The sequence below is a fragment of the Sulfurospirillum diekertiae genome, from assembly GCF_002162315.1.
Taxonomy (GTDB): domain Bacteria; phylum Campylobacterota; class Campylobacteria; order Campylobacterales; family Sulfurospirillaceae; genus Sulfurospirillum.
In genome coordinates, this window is sequence record NZ_CP021416.1 from 1093392 (window position 1) to 1114661 (window position 21270).

The 21270-nt window shown below is 41.2% G+C and carries 23 protein-coding genes; 11 read left to right on the forward strand and 12 right to left on the reverse strand.

Going from position 1 to position 21270, the window contains the following annotated elements; translation table 11 throughout:
• Positions 1-2 precede the first annotated feature (2 nt).
• Positions 3-893: a transglutaminase family protein gene (locus tag Sdiek1_RS05480; protein WP_087438264.1), complete on the forward strand. Its 891-nt coding sequence runs from the start codon at positions 3-5 to the stop codon at positions 891-893.
• 284 nt (positions 894-1177) lie between these two features.
• Here the strand turns inward: Sdiek1_RS05480 and Sdiek1_RS05485 are convergent, their stop codons facing one another.
• From Sdiek1_RS05485 to Sdiek1_RS05515, 7 genes are all read right to left on the reverse strand, one after another.
• The gene (locus Sdiek1_RS05485) at positions 1178-1390 is read right to left on the reverse strand and encodes a hypothetical protein (protein ID WP_087438265.1); all 213 of its coding nucleotides are present in this window, start codon (positions 1388-1390) and stop codon (positions 1178-1180) included.
• A gap of 38 nt (positions 1391-1428) precedes the next feature.
• Positions 1429-2382 carry a M14 family metallopeptidase gene (locus Sdiek1_RS05490; RefSeq protein WP_087438266.1) on the reverse strand — a complete coding sequence of 318 codons (954 nt, stop codon included), beginning with the start codon at positions 2380-2382 and terminating at the stop codon, positions 1429-1431.
• Entirely contained in the window at positions 2379-3332 is a 954-nt protein-coding gene (locus tag Sdiek1_RS05495) for a M14 family metallopeptidase (protein WP_087438267.1), read from the reverse strand. The genes Sdiek1_RS05490 and Sdiek1_RS05495 overlap by 4 nt, the downstream gene beginning before the upstream one ends.
• A complete protein-coding gene (locus Sdiek1_RS05500; protein WP_087438268.1) occupies positions 3329-4099 on the reverse strand; it encodes a transglutaminase family protein in 771 nt (256 codons plus the stop codon). Before Sdiek1_RS05500 ends, Sdiek1_RS05495 begins: the two co-directional genes overlap by 4 nt.
• Entirely contained in the window at positions 4089-4751 is a 663-nt protein-coding gene (locus tag Sdiek1_RS05505; protein ID WP_087438269.1) for an alpha-E domain-containing protein, read from the reverse strand. Before Sdiek1_RS05505 ends, Sdiek1_RS05500 begins: the two co-directional genes overlap by 11 nt.
• Positions 4748-6121 carry a circularly permuted type 2 ATP-grasp protein gene (locus Sdiek1_RS05510; protein WP_087438270.1) on the reverse strand — a complete coding sequence of 458 codons (1374 nt, stop codon included), beginning with the start codon at positions 6119-6121 and terminating at the stop codon, positions 4748-4750. Before Sdiek1_RS05510 ends, Sdiek1_RS05505 begins: the two co-directional genes overlap by 4 nt.
• A 98-nt stretch (positions 6122-6219) precedes the next feature.
• Positions 6220-7611, reverse strand: coding sequence for a hypothetical protein (locus tag Sdiek1_RS05515; RefSeq protein WP_087438271.1), 1392 nt, complete (start codon positions 7609-7611; stop codon positions 6220-6222).
• 207 nt (positions 7612-7818) lie between these two features.
• Here Sdiek1_RS05515 and Sdiek1_RS05520 point away from each other — a divergent pair, with 207 nt between their 5' ends.
• The 3 genes from Sdiek1_RS05520 to Sdiek1_RS05530 all read left to right on the forward strand — a co-directional run bounded on the left by Sdiek1_RS05520 (position 7819) and on the right by Sdiek1_RS05530 (position 9656).
• Entirely contained in the window at positions 7819-8292 is a 474-nt protein-coding gene (locus Sdiek1_RS05520) for a bacteriohemerythrin (protein WP_087438272.1), read from the forward strand.
• 111 nt (positions 8293-8403) lie between these two features.
• Positions 8404-9189 carry a threonine/serine exporter family protein gene (locus Sdiek1_RS05525; protein ID WP_087438273.1) on the forward strand — a complete coding sequence of 262 codons (786 nt, stop codon included), beginning with the start codon at positions 8404-8406 and terminating at the stop codon, positions 9187-9189.
• The gene (locus Sdiek1_RS05530; RefSeq protein WP_087438274.1) at positions 9189-9656 is read left to right on the forward strand and encodes a threonine/serine exporter family protein; all 468 of its coding nucleotides are present in this window, start codon (positions 9189-9191) and stop codon (positions 9654-9656) included. The genes Sdiek1_RS05525 and Sdiek1_RS05530 overlap by 1 nt, the downstream gene beginning before the upstream one ends.
• A 96-nt stretch (positions 9657-9752) precedes the next feature.
• Here the strand turns inward: Sdiek1_RS05530 and Sdiek1_RS05535 are convergent, their stop codons facing one another.
• The 3 genes from Sdiek1_RS05535 to Sdiek1_RS05545 form a co-directional block, all read right to left on the reverse strand.
• Entirely contained in the window at positions 9753-11744 is a 1992-nt protein-coding gene (locus tag Sdiek1_RS05535; RefSeq protein ID WP_087438275.1) for a heavy metal translocating P-type ATPase, read from the reverse strand.
• Positions 11731-12108, reverse strand: a complete 378-nt coding sequence (locus Sdiek1_RS05540; protein WP_069477689.1) for an ArsR/SmtB family transcription factor — start codon at positions 12106-12108, stop codon at positions 11731-11733. Before Sdiek1_RS05540 ends, Sdiek1_RS05535 begins: the two co-directional genes overlap by 14 nt.
• 214 nt (positions 12109-12322) lie before the next feature.
• A complete protein-coding gene (locus Sdiek1_RS05545) occupies positions 12323-12577 on the reverse strand; it encodes a hypothetical protein (protein WP_087438276.1) in 255 nt (84 codons plus the stop codon).
• Positions 12578-12869: 292 nt separating this feature from the next.
• Between Sdiek1_RS05545 and Sdiek1_RS05550 the strand changes: the two genes are divergently transcribed.
• The 6 genes from Sdiek1_RS05550 (at position 12870) to Sdiek1_RS05570 (ending at position 19207) form a co-directional block, all read left to right on the forward strand.
• The gene (locus tag Sdiek1_RS05550) at positions 12870-14132 is read left to right on the forward strand and encodes a serine hydroxymethyltransferase (RefSeq protein WP_087438277.1); all 1263 of its coding nucleotides are present in this window, start codon (positions 12870-12872) and stop codon (positions 14130-14132) included.
• A 27-nt stretch (positions 14133-14159) separates the two neighbouring features.
• Positions 14160-15413 carry a methylated-DNA--[protein]-cysteine S-methyltransferase gene (locus tag Sdiek1_RS05555; RefSeq protein ID WP_087438278.1) on the forward strand — a complete coding sequence of 418 codons (1254 nt, stop codon included), beginning with the start codon at positions 14160-14162 and terminating at the stop codon, positions 15411-15413.
• Between the two features lie 199 nt (positions 15414-15612).
• Entirely contained in the window at positions 15613-17493 is a 1881-nt protein-coding gene (locus Sdiek1_RS05560) for a methyl-accepting chemotaxis protein (RefSeq protein WP_087438279.1), read from the forward strand.
• 89 nt (positions 17494-17582) lie between these two features.
• Entirely contained in the window at positions 17583-18017 is a 435-nt protein-coding gene (locus Sdiek1_RS15425; protein ID WP_256363567.1) for a thiamine phosphate synthase, read from the forward strand.
• A gap of 25 nt (positions 18018-18042) precedes the next feature.
• Positions 18043-18210 carry a beta/alpha barrel domain-containing protein gene (locus Sdiek1_RS15430; RefSeq protein ID WP_256363568.1) on the forward strand — a complete coding sequence of 56 codons (168 nt, stop codon included), beginning with the start codon at positions 18043-18045 and terminating at the stop codon, positions 18208-18210.
• 10 nt (positions 18211-18220) lie between these two features.
• Positions 18221-19207, forward strand: coding sequence for an acyltransferase family protein (locus tag Sdiek1_RS05570; RefSeq protein ID WP_087438280.1), 987 nt, complete (start codon positions 18221-18223; stop codon positions 19205-19207).
• A 46-nt stretch (positions 19208-19253) separates the two neighbouring features.
• Here Sdiek1_RS05570 and Sdiek1_RS05575 read toward each other — a convergent pair whose 3' ends face one another.
• Complete coding sequence (locus tag Sdiek1_RS05575) at positions 19254-19739, reverse strand: ferritin-like domain-containing protein (protein WP_087438281.1); 486 nt, start codon at positions 19737-19739, stop codon at positions 19254-19256.
• A 71-nt stretch (positions 19740-19810) separates the two neighbouring features.
• Positions 19811-20494, reverse strand: a complete 684-nt coding sequence (trhA, locus tag Sdiek1_RS05580; RefSeq protein ID WP_202819588.1) for a PAQR family membrane homeostasis protein TrhA — start codon at positions 20492-20494, stop codon at positions 19811-19813.
• A gap of 123 nt (positions 20495-20617) precedes the next feature.
• On the opposite strand from trhA, the gene Sdiek1_RS05585 reads away from it, so the two are divergent.
• Positions 20618-21244: a LysE family translocator gene (locus Sdiek1_RS05585; RefSeq protein WP_087438282.1), complete on the forward strand. Its 627-nt coding sequence runs from the start codon at positions 20618-20620 to the stop codon at positions 21242-21244.
• The last annotated feature ends 26 nt before the right edge of the window (positions 21245-21270 follow it).

The window sequence follows — 21270 nt, forward strand, 5'->3', positions numbered from 1 at the left end:
CCATGATGTACGAAATCTACCACAAAACCGCCTTCAAATACGAAAGTCTTGTCACTTTTAGCCATAACATTGCCCGTCTCAAACCTAAAGACACACCGTTTCAACGCGTGGTGGATTTTACGATGGAGATCACGCCCAAACCATATGAACTCAGCGAGTTCGATGATGTCTTTGGCAATCACACGACGCACCTTTTAATTCGTGAAGCGCATGAGTCGTTATCCGTCATTGGCAGGTCACGCGTTGAACTCGATGGCGATGCGATGCGTTTACATGTAAACACACTGCGTGCTCAAAGTACCACGTATGAGGCGTCGCTTGGCTTGTTGCAAGCGTTTGATCTTTTTGATCTGACGGCAAAGCCTTTTATGTTTGACTCAGAGCTGATTCCCAAAGCCTCACGTGGCATTGTTGAGTATGCGAAGCGTTCCTTTTTACCACAGCGCAATCTTGTGGATGCCGCACAAGAGTTTATGAACCGCATCTTTCAGGACTTTGCGTTTGTTGCAGGTTTTAGCGATATTACGACGCCGATTGAAGAGATTTTTGAGGCGAAAAAGGGTGTTTGTCAGGACTTTGCACAGTTTGCCATCGCCGCCCTTCGCTCCATTGGCCTGCCGGCTAAATACATGAGCGGCTACATCGAAACACTACCAGCCCCTGGCAAGCCCAAACTTTTTGGTGCCGATGCGTCGCACGCATGGTTTGCCTTGTACATCCCACGTCTTGGCTGGATGGAGTTTGACCCAACCAACAACATCATCCCCGAAGATCAGCACATACTCCTTGGAAGCGGCAGAGATTACAACGATGTCGCACCCCTTAAAGGCGTCGTTTTAAGCAGCGGACAGAGCGAACTTTCCATCGAAGTGAATGTGCAAAAAGTGTTTTAAAATCTTTACATGTAAAAAAGAATAGACAAGAATTGGAATACTCAATAAAAATTGAGCTCCAATTTTTTTATTCTTCTGTTTTAAGTTTTTGCAAACCTGCAAAATATTTTTTTGTCGGTATAAAAAAGATTATAAAGATTACACTATAAAATATAGTATTGTAAACAATCCCAATTAGATTAAATCTTGGTAGTATATTTATAATCCACATTGAAGTGATTAAGATTGCAAATACAATGATTGAATATTTTGAACTTTCTTTAGGCTTTTTGACATCAATATTTTTAGCGATATAAGAAATTGAATATTTGACACCTAGGAAGAAAAAAAATGATATAGACAATATCCTTTAAAATTATTAATAAGCCTTTATCTAATGATTGACCTAGAAATTTATTGACAAAATATCCAGCCAGTAATCCAAAAAATGGAATGACAATTGAAGTTGTCAATATATGCGTAAACACAATACTGATAACAGATTTTTCTTTTTTCATACTGACTCCTGAATACAAACTTTATTTACATGTAAAGTTTAAAGATTATTTTGTGCGGATTCGACTTTGACGATGCGATAGGCAATCGCGTTTTGGAAAATGAGTGCATAGTCGTATTTGCAGGAGATGATGCCATCACACGGTGAGATGATCGTTTGAATGAGTGTACCATCCAGTGAGTTGAAAATGCGTGCTAAGGGTTGACCATGTACGACAGAGTCACCAATGTTAGCAAGCGTATCAAAGAGTCCTGCAGCGGTACATTTAATTGCTTCAATATCATTTTGCATCACAATATTGCCGTGTGAACCTTCAAAGGTTGAAAAGTCAATCAGCTCTTTTTTCACTAAAAAGCGTACAATCGCATCAAAGACTTTGTTGGCTTCATGCTTGCGCAAAGTTCCTTTTTTCCCTGAAACGAGCGAAAATGCTTTGGCATTCCAGACTTGCCAGTTGTAAGTTAAAGAGACCGTGTCATTGGGGCTCTCTTCTTTGACATGAATAAAATCAAGCCCAAAAGCTCGTGCATCATCCACATAGTTCAAGCTTGACTGTAATATCTTGACATAAGGAATACACTCGGAATGATCCTTCCTCGCTTCCAGTAAAATCGCGTAGTCATAGTTATTGGTTTTTTCAAATAATCGTGCAGCAATGCGTTGGGTGGTTTCGCCTTTTTCGTAACCTGGAAACATTACATCAATATCGGTGTTATCCAGTGGCCAAAAATTCTTCCCCATATTAAAGGAGTAGGGGTTGACTGTGGGCACAACAAGAATTTCACCTTTAACAAAAGCGGCATTGGCGAGTTCTTGTTGACGTAAAAAACGTACCAACTGTGATGCAACCCAAAGCTGATCAATGGCATTGCCCATCATAGGGCCTACAATAACGCAACTGGGTACTGTGCCCTCTCTTCCAAAACGGAAGCCTTTGACTTTGAGAGGATTGCGACTTAAAGAACTTATCTCAAATAAAACTTCTTCTTTCATAGGGTAGTATCCTCTTTTGGGTCTTCAAGTATACGTGCAAGAAGTGAGCCTTCATACACAACAGGGTATTCACGAATGGTAAATAATAGCCCATTACACGGGCTAATAATCGTCTCTTCAATCGTTCCAGAGAGTGGGTCTATAATCTCGCCGAGTTTTTCGCCTTTGAGAACGGTGACATTGTGTTCTAAAATAGGGATGAAAATACCCGGTTTTGAAGCGTTGACAAAAAAGACTTCAGAATGTAGGTTTGAAACCATCGTTTTAGTCGTTGGAAGCACAGGTCTATCGATGATACCCACATGTGCCAATAGGTTTAAAATACCTTTGGTTAGGCTTTGTCCGTACTCTTTGGTGATGCGCATTCCTACACCCATCTCTACAACGAGTGTTTTAGTTCCAAGTGAATTCATTGCATGGGCAAAGGTAGATTCTAAAACAGTGACAGCATCGTACACCCAAATAAACTCAATGTCGAGTTTTTCTGCTAAGGGGATAAGTTCATCGGCGGTTGAGCGACTAATGCGCACTTGAGGAAGTTCGCGTAAAAAGATGTTGCTCGCATGAATATCGATGGCAAAATCACTGCCTCTAACCGTATCAACAATGGCACTCGCCACTTGCGCAGGCAAAAAATCAGAGGTATTCCCTGGAAAATTACGATTGAGATCGACATCGTAAAAAGGAAAACCTCTCGTGATACTGTCGATGCCCATAGGGTTCATGGAAGGGTAAATGTCCACAATGCCTTTAATGCAATGTTTATTGGTATTGAGCCATTTTGCAAGCAGATAACAGACGTATTGTCCTTCGATCTCATCGCCATGAATACCTGTGACAATAGAGATGCGTTTGGTTGACGTGCTAATGTCTTCCGGCGCAAAACGGTTACGTCTAAGCGTTAAGGTTTCATTGACCGGCAAGTTAACATTAAAGATCTCTTCAATCATTGCTCATCCTTACCAATTCTGCCTGTAATCTCTAAGATATGCTGACGTTTACCAATGTAACTGCCTCGATGGGTTTGGCACTCAGAAAAATCACGTCCATGGGCGATCTTAATATAAGGTTCATCATTAATCAGTGTGCCATTGAGTGGGTCAAACCCTCTCCAGTCTCCATCAACAAACGCTTCAACCCATGTATGGGTTTTGTTGATACCATCGATAAAGCCGTTGACAAAGCGTGCAGGTATATGACTTTGTCGTAAGAGCGCAATTAAAAGATGACTAAAATCTTGACTCAATCCCTCTTTATAGAGTAAAAAAGTCTCCAGTCCTTTGGCTTTACTGATCTCAATGGGTTTAAACTGCTCAAAAAGTGTTTGAGTTAAGAAATACGCTTTTCGAAAATCCGTTACAGGGAGTTTGAGTGAACGGGAAAAATCGTGCAAAACCATGCTAAATGGAGCAAGTGTAGAGTACGGAAGATAAAGCTCTACTGGCTCATTATCATGATAAACATAAGGTAAAAGTTCAATCTCACCTTCCATGCTCGCTTTAAGCGCACGATGAGGTTTTCCGATAAACCCATAGACCAACTGGTTACCAAAACCATCTCGTGTCTTTTGATAGGGAATCGTATCATTTAAAGTGAGCTTCCAATCAATAAGCTGTTGTATCGCATTGGTGTGAGGCACTATGCGTAGACAAAAATGATGGTTGCGTACTGGCTCATCAAATGTGAGCGTAAAATCATAAGAAAAATTAACTTTCATGCGTTGTTGTCAATGCCCCAAATACTGAATTTATCGTTTGTAATGTTTTATATCGATTGCTTGAAGAGAGCGCCACACGTTTATGGTTTGGACGCACTTTTTCGGCAATGCTGTTGAGTTTTTCAACATCCAGTAACGCCGCTTCAATGCTATCGTAAAGGCGAATATTTAAATCCATACGTTCCACTACTTTTCCCAGCTGAATCAACGGTGCTTCTTTGGCTTCCACCAGTGAAAGCTCAAAATTACCCCAAATAGAATCAAGCTCTTTTAAGGTTCCCTCTAGCCAATACAGTGAAACGGTACGCTCTTCTTTGGCTTTTTGATACGCCAAATAAAGAGCATTAATACGACTAAACATACGGTTCGAGAGGTGAGATCGCGTCAAAATAGCATTTTCACGTGCACTATTGACTGTATCGCACAGGCTTGCATACTCCAAATCAAAAACAGTTTTGCGCAAAAACATTTGCGCTGAGTCATAGCTCATTTCAATGCCAAGTTTCTCATAAAACGTTTTGGCTTCATCAAAATTTTCATCTAAAATTTTATCAAATAACTCAATGATTAAGCGAGTCATACTCTCAGCTCTTTGGATATAACGACCCATCCAATAAAGATGTTCAGCGCTTTGTGGTGCAATAAGAATCATCGGTTATCCTTTAAAATCCACGTATCTTTAAAACCGCCACCTTGAGAAGAGTTGACAATGTAACTGGTTGGATCCATAGCAAAACGCGTGAGCCCTCCTGGCCAGACAAAAATATCTTCGCCGTAAATTGAAAACATACGAAGATCGGCTTTTCGCGGTGAAAAAGATCCATTGTCATCTAAGCATTCGATGTCATAAAACTCAATGACCTCTTGTGCAATGAAACGTCTTGGTTCTGCAATAATAGCATCTTTTAATTTTTGACGCTCATTTTTGGAAAGGTTGCATCCAAAAACAACGCCATATCCACCCGCTTCGGCAACATCTTTGATGACTAACGTACGCATATTTTGCAAGATATGGTTACGATCTTTCTCGAAAAATGCCAAATAAGTAGGGGCATTTTGCAAGATCGGTTCTTCATTCATATAGTATTTAATCATCGCAGGCACAAAGTAGTAGATACCTTTATCATCCGCGATGCCATTTCCGATGCTGTTCATGAGGGCAACATTGCCTGCACGATACGCTTGCGTAATGTTAGGCACACCAATTAAAGAGTCTGGATGAAACTCAACAGGATCAAGCGCTTCATCATCAAGTCTTCGATAAATAGCGCCTACACGTGCTTTTTTACCATTATAGGTTTTAAGATACACTTTATCTTTTTCCACTACCAAATCTTCACCATTGGCTAGAATAGCTCCGCTGGCTTTGGCAAGGTAAGAGTGTTCATAAAATGCAGAATTATAACGACCCGGTGTTAAAATGACATTAATACCACCCGTGTTGACATAGTTCATCGCTTTCTCAAGCTTTTTAGGATAATCCTGTACCCCTTGAATCGGCAGTTTTTCAAAAAATTCTGGAAAGACTTTACGTGTCAGCATACGAAGTGAAAGTGGGTAACTCACACCACTGGGAACTCTGAGGTTATCTTCGAGAACAACCCAGCCATCGCCAACGCTATTTTTGACAAGGTCTATGCCGCTGATGTGTACGCGAATGTTCTTTGCCACAGGGGTGTTGGCAAAAGCGGGTAAATAAGCTTTAGATGAAAAGACAAATTCGCTAGGGATGATGCCATCTTTAAGAATTTTTTGCGCTCCATAAATGTCTTCCAAGAAGAGATTGAGAGCATGAATGCGTTGCTGTATACCTTTTTCAAGGTAGGTAAACTCTTCGTGCGAGACAATACGTGGAATAATGTCAAAGGGAAACTTACGCTCTATAAAAGCGTTGTTTTTGAAAAGGTTGAAGTTGATTGCTTCGGTGTTCATGTACGTGAGCAACTCTTGGACGCGGTTCTTATCGATTGTATTTAAGATGCTTTTAAAGGCATCATAAAGGGGACTTTCTGATTCAATCATAACGATGGCCCTTACCCTTTCACTTAAATTGTGATGACACAGTTTAGCACAAAATTAAGCACAGAAAGAGGAAAATAGAGGACTTTTTTGATTATTTTTTAAACAATAATAAAAGTGTGACAAAATCTCTCTACTATCCATGCCAAGCATAGGCAAAAATGAGTCCTTCGATTAAAAAAAATAGTGCAAAAAAGGAGGTTCCATTTCAAAGAAACTTCCATCGGTGTGACGTTTAAAAATTTGGCGGTCATCAGTGACATTCCTGCAAACGGTGAGATGATAAACGAGATAGACGCCGACAACGTCAAAATGAGCGCAATGGAAACGGAAGAGAGTGGAAGCGAAACCGCGAGTAAAATTTTGCCAAACATCACCGCAAGTACCAAAGGATGAATGCCACAAACGGCGATAAGTATAAATAGAAGAGGAATGATGATGATGGAGTAAAGACCAAGATGATTGACGCTTCCTTGCAGAAGTGGTTGGATGTGGCTTAATATACCGCTATGATCGACGGCTCCTGCAAACAGTCCAACTGCAATAAAAAAGACTGAAAAATCGGTCGCCTGTGTAATGCCACCTTTCCAATAGAGACTTAAAACGCTCTTGAGTTCGGCATTTTTGAAAAAAGAGACGATCCAAATCGTTGAGACAAGAAGCCCTGCAAGTAAAATTCTCCCTGTTGCCGAACCGATAGAAAACGCCTCAAACAACGAGATCAACACTAAAAGAGCGATGACGACAAGAATAATGTGCGCTGTTTGCTTTGGTGCGTTTTGGGCAACACTCGATGTCTCAGGCAGAGGTTTGGTAACGATGGATTTATTTAACCCTGAAAAGTGTTCCAAACCATAAGAGGTCAGTAACCCGATAATGCTTAAAAGTAATCCTGGAAGAAATAGCTGTGACCACGAAACATGGGTGACTTGCATCACGAGGAGCATGATCACCGCCCCCGGAGCCCAAAAAAGCACAAGCGCATACCCTCGCATAATGGCGGTTGCAAAAAAGCGTTGGTGGTCACGAACATTATTTTTAAGCGCTTTATTAAAGAGTGAAACCATTACAGGAACGGTTCCAAACAGCAAAAAACTGGAAAAAAGGTTGGTGACAAGCATGGCAAAAAGGTAGAGTGAACTCTCTTTTTTAAAAAGCTTTTTGAGCCAATACTCAATGGTATCGCTGTAATGCCCGACTTCAATGGGAATGGCAAAAAGCTGCATTACCACGATAATGGCGATGATGTTGGTCATAGAAGTGAGTGAGCTTATCCAAAGGGGAAAAGGTAGTTTATAATAAACAAGTATGCTAATGCCTAAGGCAAAAAAGATCAGGGTAATGGTACGAAACCCTTTTTTTTGCATGAACAGACCCAGCATAAACAGAAGCGCAGTAAAAAACGTCAAAAGCTCTAAATTTACTGGCATAAAAAGTTTGATGACATGTAAAAACGTAATGACCAAAAGAGCCATTTTACAGATGTTTTTCATCGACATTCCAGAATTAAAATGCGCTATTGTAGCGAAATGATGGTTATAGAAGTGAAAAGCGTTGGAAGATAAACTCTTTACATGTAAAGCTAAAAAAGCGAAATAAAAACAGTCTATCTTTTCACAATAAATTCTCCCTTTTTCCTCTCTATGTTTATGTTATAATCTTTCGAATTGCATTTAGAATTCAATTTCAAAGGAATAGCAATGGGATATTGGAGATGGGACGCATCTTTTTCGGTTGGTATTGCCATTATTGATAATCAGCACAAGCGTATTATTGAGTATATTAATGAACTGGGTACAATTTCGATTTATCACGACAAAGCAAAAATTCGTGCAGTGCTTGCGGCGTTGAAGGATTATACTGTTTCTCATCTTGCATTTGAAGAGAGTATGATGGAGGAGGCGGGGTATCGCAAACTAGAAGCGCATAAGCAGATTCATCTTTCGTTTATTGAGCGCATTAATTTCTTTAAAGAACGCTATGAAAACGGTGAAGATATTTCACAACAGTTGATGATGGATCTTCAAATGTGGCTTGTCAATCATATTCAACACGAAGATACAGACTATAAAGAGGCTGTTCAAGCGATGCTGCACAAAAGAGAAATTTCGCCTATGGAAGAGCATATTAAAGACGGATGGCTCGCAACACTTCGAGATAAATTTTTTAAATAGCGTTTGCGTTCACGGTTAAATTTTTAACACTCAAAACGTTTTACATGTAAAGCTAAAAAGATTCATTCTCTTAAGTTTTAACCTAATTTTAACTATGATGCTTTTCATAGAATGTTAAAAGGATTTCCCACGATTTCAAAGGAAGAACAGACTAGAATCACTACGGTTGTTGTCAGAGTTGCTGCAATGCTTCTTGAATACGGAGCAGAAAGCCGTTTGATAGAGCAACTTTCCTCTCGTTTGGGTGTAGCACTTGGGTGTACGTCTATTGAGATTTCGCTGATTCCCTCTGCTATTGTCCTCACAACACTCATTGGTGACTCTTCGGTTACGACCACAAGACGTGCGCATGAGCAACCGATTAATATGTCCATTGTGCATCAAATCGTCACGATCTGCATTGCAGCGGAGCAAAACCCTCGTGATATTATGATGGTGGAGACAAAGCTTGCCAACATTCATTCCAATCCGTATCCTGCATGGGTGATTATTCCGATGATTGGGCTTTCGTGTGCGGCATTTAGCCATTTACAAGGTGCGGATTGGGCGGGAGTTTGCATTACCTTTTTAGCCGCATCGGTGGGAATGATCGTACGCAGAGAACTCTCCTCTCGTAATTACTCTTTATTGATCGTTTTTGCATTTACAGCCTTTGTATGTACAATGATCGCCAGTCTCTCTTTTTACCATGGTCTTAGTAGCACCGGAAGTATTGTTCTCTCTTCCAGTGTGTTATTACTTGTTCCAGGTTTTCCCTATATCAACTCGATGCTAGATGCGTTCAAAGGCTATATCAGCATGGGGTGGGGGCGTTGGACGCAAGCAACGCTTTTGACGCTGATGTCATCGCTTGGTATCATGCTTGCCATGGGACTTTTGGATATTAAAGGATGGTAATGATACTTTGGGTGACACTTTTACTCAATTCTTTGTGGGCGGCGATTCCTGCTGTGGGCTTTGGGATGATTTTCAATGTTCCGCGCTCTGCGTTGCCATTGTGTGCAGTGGGTGGCGCTTTTACCTATGGTTTTAGAGAAGTATTGATGCACAACCATTTCTCCATCGAACTTTCAACCTTTATTGCCGCGACGGCGATTGGGATTATTGGTGTTTTCTGGTCACGTCGTTATGTGATGCCCAGACCCGTTTATACCGTCCCTTCCATCATTCCGATCATTCCCGGTACGTATGCGTATGAGATGATGATAAGTCTTGTTTCGATGAATTCCGATGGCGTGACCGATGCTTTGCTCTCTAGTTTTATCCAAAATGGCTTGCATGCAGTTAGTATTTTATTTGCGATTGCGTTTGGCTTGGTACTTCCTTCGATGTATTACACCAAGCGTCAGAAGCCAATTATTTAGCAGTTTTTGATGTTTACATGTAAAGTTTTTTAGACGCAAAAGACTTTACATGTAAAACGAAAAACGCTCCTCATTGCAAAGAGCGTTTTTGAGAATTTATTTATGCGTTAACACGCGTGTGGCATTCAGCACTGCAATGAGCGCAACACCGACATCGCCAAAGACCGCTTCCCACATCGTCGCAATTCCCATTGCGCCCATAATCAAAATAATGCCTTTAACCCCAAGTGCAAAGATGATATTTTGCCATACGATGGCATGGGTTTTATGCGCTATTTTAAGCGCGGTGGCGACTTTGCTGATCTCATCGGTCATGATGACAATGTCGGCTGCTTCAATCGCCGCATCTGAGCCAACACCACCCATGGCAATACCGATGTCAGAGCGTGCCAAAACAGGTGCGTCGTTAATGCCATCGCCGACAAAGACAGTTTTACCTTTACCATTTTTTCGTACCATCAGTTCTTCAAGTTTTTCAACTTTTTGGTGCGGTAACAGCTCGGCTTCTACATGTGCGATGCCTAACTCCTTGGCAACTTTATCGGCGGCTGCTTTATTATCGCCTGTGAGCATCACAATGTCTTTGATACCAAGTGCCTTAAGCGCTAAAATAGCTTGTTTGCTGTCCTCTTTGGGCTCATCGGCAATGGTGAGATAACCCGCGTGTACGCCATCAATGACGATATGCACAACGGTATCGGGCGTGTCAAGTGTCTCGTGTACAATGCCTTGCTCTTTAAGCAGTTTATCATTGCCTGCCAAAACGGTTTTGCCTTCTATCGTTGCTTTAACACCATAGCCTGCAAGCTCTTCATACTCGCTGACCATCGCTTCTAAAGGTTCGGTGTACGCGCGTTTGATGGAAAGGGCGATAGGGTGGTTTGAGTGCATTTCAGCCAGTGCCGCAAGACGTAAAACTTCCGCTTCACTGTGCCCTTGAAGTGCCGTGATGGACGTGACACTAAAAATGCCTTTGGTCAGCGTTCCTGTTTTGTCGAAAACGACCGTATCAACGCCATTGAGGGCTTCTAGAAAGTTGCCGCCTTTCACCAAGATGCCGTTTTTAGATGCACCGCCGATGCCGCCAAAAAAGCTCAGCGGTATGGAAACCACGAGTGCGCACGGGCAAGAGACAACCAAGAAAACAAGGGAGCGTCTAAACCAGTCGCTTAAAAGCGCGTCTTGCATCAACAGTGGAGGCAAAAAAGCAAGGAGGGCGGCGGAGATGACGACAAGCGGCGTGTAATACTTCGCAAATGTGGTAATAAACTGCTCTGTTTTGGCTTTTTTAGCACTGGCATTTTGTACAAGGTCTAAGATTTTAGAAACCGTAGACTCTGCAAAGAGTTTGGTCGTTTCAATGACGAGAACACCCGTTTTATTGATGGTGCCTGAGAGCACTTCGCTTCCCACTGCAACCTCTTTTGGCAGAGATTCTCCCGTTAAGGCTGAGGTGTCAAGCGTGGAGCGACCCTCGATGATAACGCCATCGAGTGGTATTTTCTCCCCAGGTCTGACGATGATGTGGCTGCCTAAAGCAACATCGCTTGGAGCTACTTTTTGCTCCCCCGTTTCACTTTGAAGGTTTGCAAAATCGGGGCGTATGTCCATCAGTTTCGTGATGGACTTGCGAGAGCGATCGACCGCTAAGTCTTGAAAAAATTCACCCACACGAAAGAAAAGCATCACCGCAACACCTTCAGGGTACTGACCGATGCTAAACGCTCCAACGGTTGCAAGTCCCATCAAAAAGTTTTCATCAAACACATGCCCTTTAAAAAGGTTGGTGACCGCCATGTAGAGGATTTCGCCACCCACTAAGAAAAAGCTGATCAAATACGTCCAAAACATCAAGGGATTGCTCTCATCCATCAAAACGGCGGAGATAAACAGCACCGCACCAATACAAAACGTGATGAACTGCCATGATTTGAACATTTCCATCAAACTGGAATCATCAAGTCCTTCGTGATGTTGGACGTGGTGATGTGCCTGTACATCGGGGACAATGGGCTGGCATCTACTGCAACAACTTCCCGTTGTCGCGTCGCAGGTTTGGGTGCTAGGAGCGGTCTCATGAAATTGCATACTCAAATCCTCGTGGTTCTAAAATGTGTTCTAAGCCTTGGTTGAAAATGGTTTTGATGTGTTCATCATCGAGTGAATAAAAGACGACTTTTCCCTCTTTACGGTGCTTGACAAGTCGTGCTTGACGAAGGACACGGAGTTGATGCGAGATGGCAGACTGGGTCATATGCAACAGCTCTGCAATGTCGCAAACACACATCTCAGCTTCAAATAGCGCTGAGATGATCTTCACGCGCGTCGTGTCGCCAAAGACTTTAAAAAGTTCGGCAAGGTCATAAAGCTTCTCTTCTTGAGGCATCTTTTTTCTGACCATTTCGATGACATTTTCATGCACAATGTCGCAACTGCAAAATTCATCGCTCATCGGTTTCTCCTCTAAATTGATGTACAAATGCTCATATGAACAATTGCTCATATATTAAACCAACTCAAATTAGAGAAAGCTTAAAATGATAGGCAAACTCAAAAAGTTTTTACATGTAAAGAAAAGGGAGGGTTGAAAATTAAACGTTTAGCCCTCGTCTCCTATAACCATTCTGTTAATTCTGATTGCCATTCTAGCCTGACTACTTTCTTTATTATTGGATAAGCGCATATGCTTGTTGCTCTTTACAGTAATCTTCTCCTGAAATAATTTTCCAGCCAACAATAGTTTTCTTTTCATCATTCTTCTTAACTAAGTAACCCCAACTACATCCTTTTGGGTACTCTGCAGGATATATATCATACTCTTCATCATAGACTTTTTTCCTATCACTCATGCCAGGATAGAGCCCACGTCCTATTTGTAAGTCCATATTTTTCTTAAAAATTTCATATGTTGAAGGTCCCATATAACACCCTGAAACTATAAACATTATTGTGAATAGGAATATATTGCTTTTTATCATTTAGGGCATCCTCTATTTTCTTCTTTTTGAATATAGTTTATCTAAAAATAAAGGGTCAGTGTTAAATTTTTAACTTTTACATGTAAAGGAAAAGAGAGGCAAAAAATTGAAAGATTTATCCCTTTTGCAAGGATAATCCAAAAATTGCTCTAATGAAACTAAATTGGCAATTTTTGGATTGAGTGAAAGGACATTTATGGCTAAACTGTCTTCAATTAACTATAAAGGAGATCAGATGAGTTTTATTAACAATGATCGTTTAGCCACAGCCGATGATGCCGTTTTTAGGATTCTTAACAATGAGTTTGAGAGGCAATCGACGCATCTTGAGATGATCGCGAGTGAGAATTTTACCTCGCGTGCGGTTATGGAAGCAACGGGAAGTATTTTTACCAACAAATACGCGGAGGGTTACCCACAAAAGCGGTATTATAATGGATGTGAATGTGCGGATGAAATCGAGCAACTTGCCATTGACAGACTGTGTGAGATTTTTGGATGTAGCTATGCCAATGTGCAACCGCATTCGGGTAGCCAAGCCAATGGTGCGGTGTATGCGGCACTTTTAAATGCAAACGATAAATTATTGGGTATGGATTTACAGCAAGGTGGTCACTTAACGCACGGCGCGAAGGTGAGTTTTTCGGGTAAAAATTATCAATCGTTTAGCTATGGTGTGGATGCAAATGGTTTGATTGATTATGCCAAGGTTTTGGAGATCGCGAAGATTGTTAAGCCTAAAATGATCGTTTGCGGTGCTTCGGCGTATGCGCGTGAGCTTGATTTTGCCAAGTTTCGAGAGATCGCGGACGCGGTGGGTGCGATTTTATTTGCTGACATCGCGCACGTTGCAGGACTTGTCGCCGCGGGTGAGCATATGAGTCCGTTTCCGCATGCGCATGTGGTGACGTCTACGACGCATAAAACCCTAAGAGGTCCAAGAGGTGGTGTGATTATGACCAATGATGAAGCGCTGGCAAAGAAGATCAATTCTGCCGTTTTCCCCGCATTGCAAGGTGGTCCTTTGTTGCATGTTATCGCGGCAAAAGCGGTGGCGTTTGGTGAAGTGTTAAAGCCCGAGTGGAAAGAGTATGCCAAGCAAGTCAAACGTAATGCCAGCGTTTTGGGCGAGGTGATGCTTGAGCGGGGTTTTGATTTGGTCAGTAGTGGAACCGATAACCATCTGATTTTGGTATCATTACTAAACAAAGATTATTCAGGCGAAGAGGCGAGCACCGCTTTGGAAAATGCAGGTATAACCGTGAATAAAAACAGTGTTCCAAACGATACGAGAAGTGCGAAATTAACCTCAGGTATTCGCATCGGTTCTGCGGCATTAACGACGCTTGGGTTGAGAGAAAAAGAGTTTGAATGGATCGCGCGGCGTATTTGCGATGTGTTGGAAAATAGAGATAATTTAGCGTTACATGTAAAGATCAAAAAAGAGTTGGTGGCGCTTTTGCAAAACTTCCAAGTATACGAAAGTGCGACGTATTAAATGACAAAATGATGAAGGAGGGGTGAGATGAGAGAGATGGAAGTGTTGCATACCAATTATCAATTGATTGAAAAAGCGATCAAATATATCGACGCGCATTTTAAAGAACAGCCTTCCATCGATGTGATTGCCAGCAGTATCGGCATGAGCAAATACCATTTTATCCGCGTGTTTAAAGAGTACGTGGGCGTGACACCCAAACAGTTTTTGCACTCGGTGACGCTTAATTACGCTAAAGAGCACATCAAAGAGTCCAAGTCTATTTTAGACAGCACACTGGACATTGGGCTCTCGAGTGTCAGCAGGTTGCACGAACTTTTTGTCAATTTAATTGGTGTGACACCCAAAGAGTGGCGCGAAAAGGGCAGGGATGTCATCATCACGTATGGGTTTGGCATCACACCTTTTGGCGAAGCGTTGATCGCTTATACCGACAAGGGCATTTGCTATTTGGGGTTTATTGACCAAAATAAAGAGGCGATTTTTACACGGTTTAAAGAGCTGTGGGAAAATGCCAATCTGATTCATGATGATCTTAAAGCGCAGACTTACTTGGAAAATATTTTCATCAACAATAAAAAGTACAATCTTTTGGTGAAAGGCACGAACCTTCAGATCAATGTCTGGAAAGCGCTTTTGAACCTTCCCAATGGGGCAGTGACGACGTACCAAGATGTTGCCAATTTCATCGAACAGCCCAATGCGGTGCGCGCCGTTGCCAGTGCCATCGGGAAAAATCACATCGGTTATCTTATTCCCTGCCATCGTGTTATTGCTAAAAGTGGGGCGATGAGTGGTTATAGTTGGGGCATTGAGCGCAAGAAAATCCTCATTGCGTACGAATCTGCTCACAAGCCAAGTCCCACGACCTTTAAGATCGCAACACAAGAAGATATTCCCAATATCTGCCAATTGCTTCAGGCTACGTTTCCAAAGCAGGCACACAATAGAGCGAAAATTGTCTCTGAAATGATTCAAAACGCAACGACCCACTCGCTGTTTCTCGCGCTAAATGAGACAAAAATAGTAGGCGTGCTGCCAGTTCTTACCAATGTATCGGTGACATCAGGGGAAAAAGTAGCGCTGTTTGAAGCGGTGATCGTGGATGAAGCTTACGCCAAAGAGCATACTATGGAAAAAGAATTGCTTGAATATGCCATCACCTCATGTACCAAAGCAGGCTGCAAAAGAGTGATGCTCTTGAGCGAAAATGCCTCGATACCGTACGAAGAATTAGGATTTGAAAAATCCAACAGAGGACTTTTTCACATACAATTTTAAATCTATTCGTTCGTGTGTAGCGCAGCGTTTCGTGCACAGTTGTATTCCTTCATATCTATTTCATTCTCCAAAAATAGGTCCGTATCAAAAATATTGTCTAAAGTATGACTCAATCTTATGGACAAAAAGTGAGCAACGATGTATCGGGGCACAATACTTTTTTATATATAATGTCTCATAGCTTTTTAAGGGGGAACACATGTCATTTAAAGGGAAAGTTATTGGAGCGCTCGGTGTTCTAATGTTCTTGAGTTTGAGTATCTTTAGTATGATTAGCTACTTTGATACGAAAAAAAATAGTGTAGTACAGATTGAAACCACGCTCAACATGGCTTCACAATCCTTGTCCGATTATATTGATCTTTGGATCAGTACCAAGAAAAATGGTGTTGAGAGTACGGCGCGTTTTATGCAAGACATTGACTTGATGACACCCAATGATCTCATTGCTAAGTTACAAGAGACCACCAAAGTTTTAGGGGCGATGGACTCTTATGTTGGATTAGAAGATGGCAGTATGACGATGGGTTCTGGATCTAAACTGCCTGCGGGATACGATCCACGTGTGAGACCGTGGTATATTAAAGCCAAGCAGACAGGAAAATTGGGAATTACCGATGTTTATATTGATGCTACTACTAACAAACCCATTGTGACAGTGATGGCACCGATTGTAAGAGAAAAAGTATTGATCGGTGTTTTGGGTGTTGATATCAGTTTAGATGCGCTGGTTAAAGCCATTGGCAATGTTAATTTCCGTGGAGGGTATGGTGTTTTACAAGATAGCAAAGGGGTGATGATTGCCCATCCTGATGCCAAACTCTTAGGAAAAGCGTTTAGTACGATTGCGCCTAGTGTATCCGAACAATTTGGCACCAATAAAGAGGGGCTTATCTACTATTCATATCAAGGCGATGAAAAAATCTTCTCTTTTAACACCTCTCTTGAGTCATCGTGGAAAATGGGCATTATTTATGATAAAAATATCGCCTATAGTTTTTTAAATCAACAGATGAGTGAACTGTTCATTGCTGGGATAGTGATGCTTGCCTTCTCTATGGGTATTATGGTTGTATTGATTAAAATATTGCTTCGTCCTTTGGATCGGCTCAACAGTATGGTCGAAGAGCTTTCAAGCAATGAAGGTGATCTTCGTCATAGGCTAAGTACCGCTTCCAATGATGAATTTGCGCGCGTTTCAGGCAATATCAATAAGTTCATTGAGAAGTTACATGAAATTGTGAAAAAATCGAAAACTATCAGCAATGAAAATGCTTCAATCTCAGAAGAGCTTTCACGAACGGCTTCTGAAGTGGTACGCAATGTAGACAGTGAATCAAAAATCATGGAAAACACGAAAGAGGATGGAATCGCTTTAGTCAAAAGCTTAGAAACTTCGGTAACGAAAGCTCAAAGTTCACAAGAAGCACTCAGTCACACGCAACATGATATCGTAGAAGTCAAAAACAAAGTGGAACAACTCGAAGCGACGATGCAAGCCACAGCCGCTAAAGAGCAAAATTTGGCAGAACGTCTTAGCAATGTTAGCCAAAATGCCAATGAGGTCAAGGATGTCTTGGGCATTATCCGTGATATTGCAGATCAAACCAATCTGTTAGCCCTCAATGCTGCCATTGAAGCAGCTCGTGCGGGGGAACATGGACGAGGATTTGCCGTAGTTGCCGATGAGGTGCGAAAATTGGCAGAACGTACACAAAAAAGTTTAGTGGAAATTGATGCGACGATCAATGTAGTGGTTCAATCTATTATGGATGCTAACACAGACATTGCTCAAAATGTTCAAGAAGTGCAATCCCTTGCAAACATTACAGCAGAATTGCAAGAGGGGATGAATAATGTTTCAAAGATTATTCATGCAACGATTGACGAGAGTCATTATACCGTCAGTGATTTTGTGTCTACCTCTACAAAAATCAAAAAAATTGTCGATGAAATGGGACAAATTACAATGATTTCAAAGGAAAATGTTGGAAGTATCGACAATGTTTCCAAAGCTTCGGAACATTTACATATCATGACTGAAAACCTCAATAATGAACTGGGTAAATTCAAGTCATAAGAGATTCAAAGTGCTCAAGTAAAGCAACATTACTTGGGCATTTTAAGCTTTTAGTCTGTACAATCTTTGCAAAAATACAAAGAGTACCCATGTTAGACAAAGAACAACTCAAAGGACTCTATGTCCTTACCGATGCAACGCTAACCCCAACAGAAAGCATGCTTGAACAAGTTGAACGTGTTTTAAAATCGGGCGTTAAAGTCATCCAATACCGTGATAAATATGCCAGTGATGAAGAAGCTGAAAAACAGTGTATTAGGCTTCAAGCTTTGTGCGATGTGTATGAGGCGATTTTTATCATCGATGATCGCTTGGAAATTGCCTATAGAATCAATGCTGATGGTTTACATGTCGGTGAGGATGATGTCAGTTACGAAGAAGCGCGAGCACGACTAGGCGAAGATAAAATCATTGGCGTTTCATGCTATGGTGACCTAGAACGTGCCAAAAAATACGCTAACCTTGGAGCAGACTACGTTGCCTTTGGCGCGTTCTTTCCTTCCCCGCACCAAACCTCACGCTAAAATGGTAGCGCCTGAAATCCTTAAAATGGCAAAAGAACAGCTGAGTGTGCCTATTTGTGCGATTGGGGGAATTAATGCGGAAAATATTCAACTGCTTTCATGCTACGATATTGCGATGTACTCTCTCATTAGTGCGGTGTACAAAGACGATGCTATCGAGGAAAATTTAGAAAAATTACAAGCGAAAATTTAGAGGAGCGGGCATGGTTTTAGAAAAGTTTGATGTCTCCATCACCAATGCAAGTAAAGGAATGGCGCTGATGCTGATTTTGTGGCATCATCTTTTCTATGAAAAACCCGAAATGGGTTTGATCGTTTTTCAAGCAGCGCTTTTAGCCAAAGTGTGCGTGGGCATTTACGTGGTACTCAGTGGGTACGGCTTGTCAGAGTCTGTTAAAAAAAGAGGGCTTGAACTGGGTGCTTTTTACAAACGTAGAATGCTCAAGCTTTACATGAACTATTGGCTGATAGCACTTATTTTTGTGCCTATCGGTGTGTGGTTTATGGACAGATCGCTCTCTAGCGTTTACGGTGAGCATGTATTTCAAGGCTTTTTACTGCAGATGCTTGGTGTTCATATGTTTACATGGGTAGGGTATGGCTATAACGCAACATGGTGGTTTATGAGCCTTATTATCGTGTTGTATGCTATTTTCCCTCTGGTCTATACGCTCACTAAAAAATACCCTCTTAGCTTCTTAGCGTTTAGTGCATGGCTTATGTTTGTGCCTATCCCTTTAGTCAATGACTGGATATTTCCCTTTGCTGTAGGTGTTTATCTTTCGCAAAAAGATGGGTTTGTCAAACTCTTAGTTTGGCTTGATAAACAAGGTAAAGCTCGTTTTATAACGCTTTTGATTTTAACCATAGCGGTTGCATGGTATAGGCAAAATGGCTGGTTGTTTGATAGCACCCGAGCCGATGCTTTCTTTGCGATTTTATTGATTCTTTGGACGACAGAATTGGTTGTTTTTTCATCGGTAGCTAAAAAAGCGTTTGAGTTTGTAGGCATTCATTCTTTTAACATCTTCTTGTTTCATACCTTTATTTACTATTACTATTTTCCTGATTTTATCTATAGTTTCAAATATCCGGTGCTCATTTTTGCAGTGCTTTTAGGGATTTGTTTGGTGATTTCAGCAGGGATTGAAAAGTTTAAGAAAGTGATTGGATTTGATAAATTGATCTAAGAAAACGATTCAGAGATGCCTTTGGACATCTCTTTACATATAAAGATTATAACGCTCTTTGTTGAACAAATTTTTCGCTTAAGTGGTTAAATTCGGCACTTTCCACCCAACTTTCAGGTGCACTGACATACTCAACCAAATTTTCTAAAAGTACAAGATGCGATCTCTCTTCTTCTGCAATACGCAAAAATGCTTTTTTTTGTTCTCCCTCTTCCAACATCAAAGCTTTTTCAGTATAAAACTTGTAACTGCTCTCTTCAGAGCGTAAAGCGCTTTTATAAAACTCTATTTGATCTTGTGTAAAACGAGGAGAGGTGTTCTCTTTGCGCATTTTTTGAAAGATGTTTTGTGTGTGTTGAAAAATATCCACAGTAGGCTGTGTCGGTATCACTTGATTTTTATTCATTTTGTCAAAGATAACATAGTGTTTTGCCTCTTCATCAGCCAGCATTGTGAGGATTGATTTTACGCCTACATTATCTGTTTTAGATGCAAGTTCTCGGTAGTATCTCTCACCATCTTTTTTCGACATTCATTGCGTATTCATAGATATTCATTGCACACCCCTTTTTGGTTTATTGTTAAGAAAAGTCCTTAGTTATTTTATAGAGAATAAATGATAAAGACTCGATAAAGAATCGCAATTAATCCATAATAAGAAATAGAACTGCGAAGAAATGAAGCACGCTTCCTCCTAAAACAAAAAAAATGCCAAATAGCATGGTTGAGGTAAAGTTTTCTCCAAACATAAAAAATAACACCAATGGTGTATGTCAAACCCCCTGCCGCTAATAGGGAAAGGGTGAGGGTATCAAGATTGGCAATGAGTGTTTTAACGGCACCGACAACCATCCATCCCATAAGAACATAGAGGACTAAAGAGGGGCGACGAAAACGCTGAGGGAAAAAAATATTAAGACTGACACCCAGTGCGGCAATTCCCCATGCAATACCAAAAAGTATCCAACCCGTTTCACCTTTAATACCAAGTAAACAGATAGGTGTGTAGGTTCCTGCAATGAGAATAAAAATGGCACAATGATCGATTTGTTGCAAAATGGATTTTGTCTTAGGACTGCAAATAGCGTGGTAGAGCGTTGAAGCACCGTACATGACTATCAAAGAGAGTCCAAAAACAAGCGCACTAGCAATTTTTGCGCCATCGCCGCTTTGAGCTGCAAACACACACATAATGCTTAAAGCACTTACACTGAGTAGCAACCCAATACCATGGATGGTACTATGCCAAATCTCTTCAATCAAAGAGTAGGAATGTGTATTGTCCATATGACCTCCTTTATCATTTATAGTTTATTATACTCCGAAATAGTCAATAAATTTTCGGGAGTATCGTCTAAGGCATTTGGCGGTATCATACACTTTTATTTTTACATGTAAAAGGAGAGTTTGATGCTCGATTTTCAAACGATTGTGATGTTTGTAGGTGCTTCAACACTTTTAGCGCTTGCCCCAGGACCTGACATACTCTTTGTTTTAACACAGTCGATGACTAAAGGAAGTCGCTCTGGCATCGTGATAGCCCTAGGGCTATGCAGTGGACTTGTATTTCACACAACAGCCGTAGCACTCGGTGTTGCTGTTATCTTTCAAACGTCCATTCTTGCTTTTAGCATTCTCAAATTTGTAGGAGCTGCGTACCTCTTATACCTTGCATTGATGGCGTTTAAAGATGCCAGCAAGAGTAAACTGGAGTCTGACAAAAGCCTACTAAGCTTGAAAGCTCTTTATAAACGTGGCATTTTTATGAACATTACCAACCCTAAAGTTTCTATCTTCTTCTTAGCTTTCTTACCACAGTTTACGAACTCCGAAGTAGGCAATGTGACGGGTCAAATTTTTATGCTTGGGGCACTTTTTATGCTTTGCTCCTTTGTCGTTTTTACGCTGGTTTCACTTTTAGCTGGACGTGTGGGAAATTGGTTTAGCAAAACTAAAAATGGTGAGAAAATCTTAAACCGTATTGCAGGTACTGTCTTTGCAGCCTTAGCGATTAAATTAGCGCTTTCATCCCGATGAAGAAGTCTCAACTTTTAGCGGTTATT

Bases quoted from the DNA above. Each gene is read 5' to 3' on its own strand.
- Sdiek1_RS05510 (WP_087438270.1), bottom strand. From the start codon at position 6,121: ATGATTGAATCAGAAAGTCCCCTTTATGATGCCTTTAAAAGCATCTTA.
- Sdiek1_RS05560 (WP_087438279.1), top strand. From the start codon at position 15,613: ATGTCATTTAAAGGGAAAGTTATTGGAGCGCTCGGTGTTCTAATGTTC.
- Sdiek1_RS05575 (WP_087438281.1), bottom strand. From the start codon at position 19,739: ATGTCGAAAAAAGATGGTGAGAGATACTACCGAGAACTTGCATCTAAA.
- Sdiek1_RS05480 (WP_087438264.1), top strand. From the start codon at position 3: ATGATGTACGAAATCTACCACAAAACCGCCTTCAAATACGAAAGTCTT.
- trhA (WP_202819588.1), bottom strand. From the start codon at position 20,494: ATGGACAATACACATTCCTACTCTTTGATTGAAGAGATTTGGCATAGT.
- Sdiek1_RS05545 (WP_087438276.1), bottom strand. From the start codon at position 12,577: ATGGGACCTTCAACATATGAAATTTTTAAGAAAAATATGGACTTACAA.
- Sdiek1_RS05585 (WP_087438282.1), top strand. From the start codon at position 20,618: ATGCTCGATTTTCAAACGATTGTGATGTTTGTAGGTGCTTCAACACTT.
- Sdiek1_RS05525 (WP_087438273.1), top strand. From the start codon at position 8,404: ATGTTAAAAGGATTTCCCACGATTTCAAAGGAAGAACAGACTAGAATC.
- Sdiek1_RS05520 (WP_087438272.1), top strand. From the start codon at position 7,819: ATGGGATATTGGAGATGGGACGCATCTTTTTCGGTTGGTATTGCCATT.
- Sdiek1_RS05490 (WP_087438266.1), bottom strand. From the start codon at position 2,382: ATGAAAGAAGAAGTTTTATTTGAGATAAGTTCTTTAAGTCGCAATCCT.
- Sdiek1_RS15430 (WP_256363568.1), top strand. From the start codon at position 18,043: ATGGCAAAAGAACAGCTGAGTGTGCCTATTTGTGCGATTGGGGGAATT.
- Sdiek1_RS05500 (WP_087438268.1), bottom strand. From the start codon at position 4,099: ATGAAAGTTAATTTTTCTTATGATTTTACGCTCACATTTGATGAGCCA.
- Sdiek1_RS05535 (WP_087438275.1), bottom strand. From the start codon at position 11,744: ATGCAATTTCATGAGACCGCTCCTAGCACCCAAACCTGCGACGCGACA.
- Sdiek1_RS05555 (WP_087438278.1), top strand. From the start codon at position 14,160: ATGAGAGAGATGGAAGTGTTGCATACCAATTATCAATTGATTGAAAAA.
- Sdiek1_RS05485 (WP_087438265.1), bottom strand. From the start codon at position 1,390: ATGAAAAAAGAAAAATCTGTTATCAGTATTGTGTTTACGCATATATTG.
- Sdiek1_RS05570 (WP_087438280.1), top strand. From the start codon at position 18,221: ATGGTTTTAGAAAAGTTTGATGTCTCCATCACCAATGCAAGTAAAGGA.
- Sdiek1_RS05495 (WP_087438267.1), bottom strand. From the start codon at position 3,332: ATGATTGAAGAGATCTTTAATGTTAACTTGCCGGTCAATGAAACCTTA.
- Sdiek1_RS05505 (WP_087438269.1), bottom strand. From the start codon at position 4,751: ATGATTCTTATTGCACCACAAAGCGCTGAACATCTTTATTGGATGGGT.
- Sdiek1_RS05530 (WP_087438274.1), top strand. From the start codon at position 9,189: ATGATACTTTGGGTGACACTTTTACTCAATTCTTTGTGGGCGGCGATT.
- Sdiek1_RS05540 (WP_069477689.1), bottom strand. From the start codon at position 12,108: ATGAGCGATGAATTTTGCAGTTGCGACATTGTGCATGAAAATGTCATC.
- Sdiek1_RS15425 (WP_256363567.1), top strand. From the start codon at position 17,583: ATGTTAGACAAAGAACAACTCAAAGGACTCTATGTCCTTACCGATGCA.
- Sdiek1_RS05550 (WP_087438277.1), top strand. From the start codon at position 12,870: ATGAGTTTTATTAACAATGATCGTTTAGCCACAGCCGATGATGCCGTT.
- Sdiek1_RS05515 (WP_087438271.1), bottom strand. From the start codon at position 7,611: ATGAAAAACATCTGTAAAATGGCTCTTTTGGTCATTACGTTTTTACAT.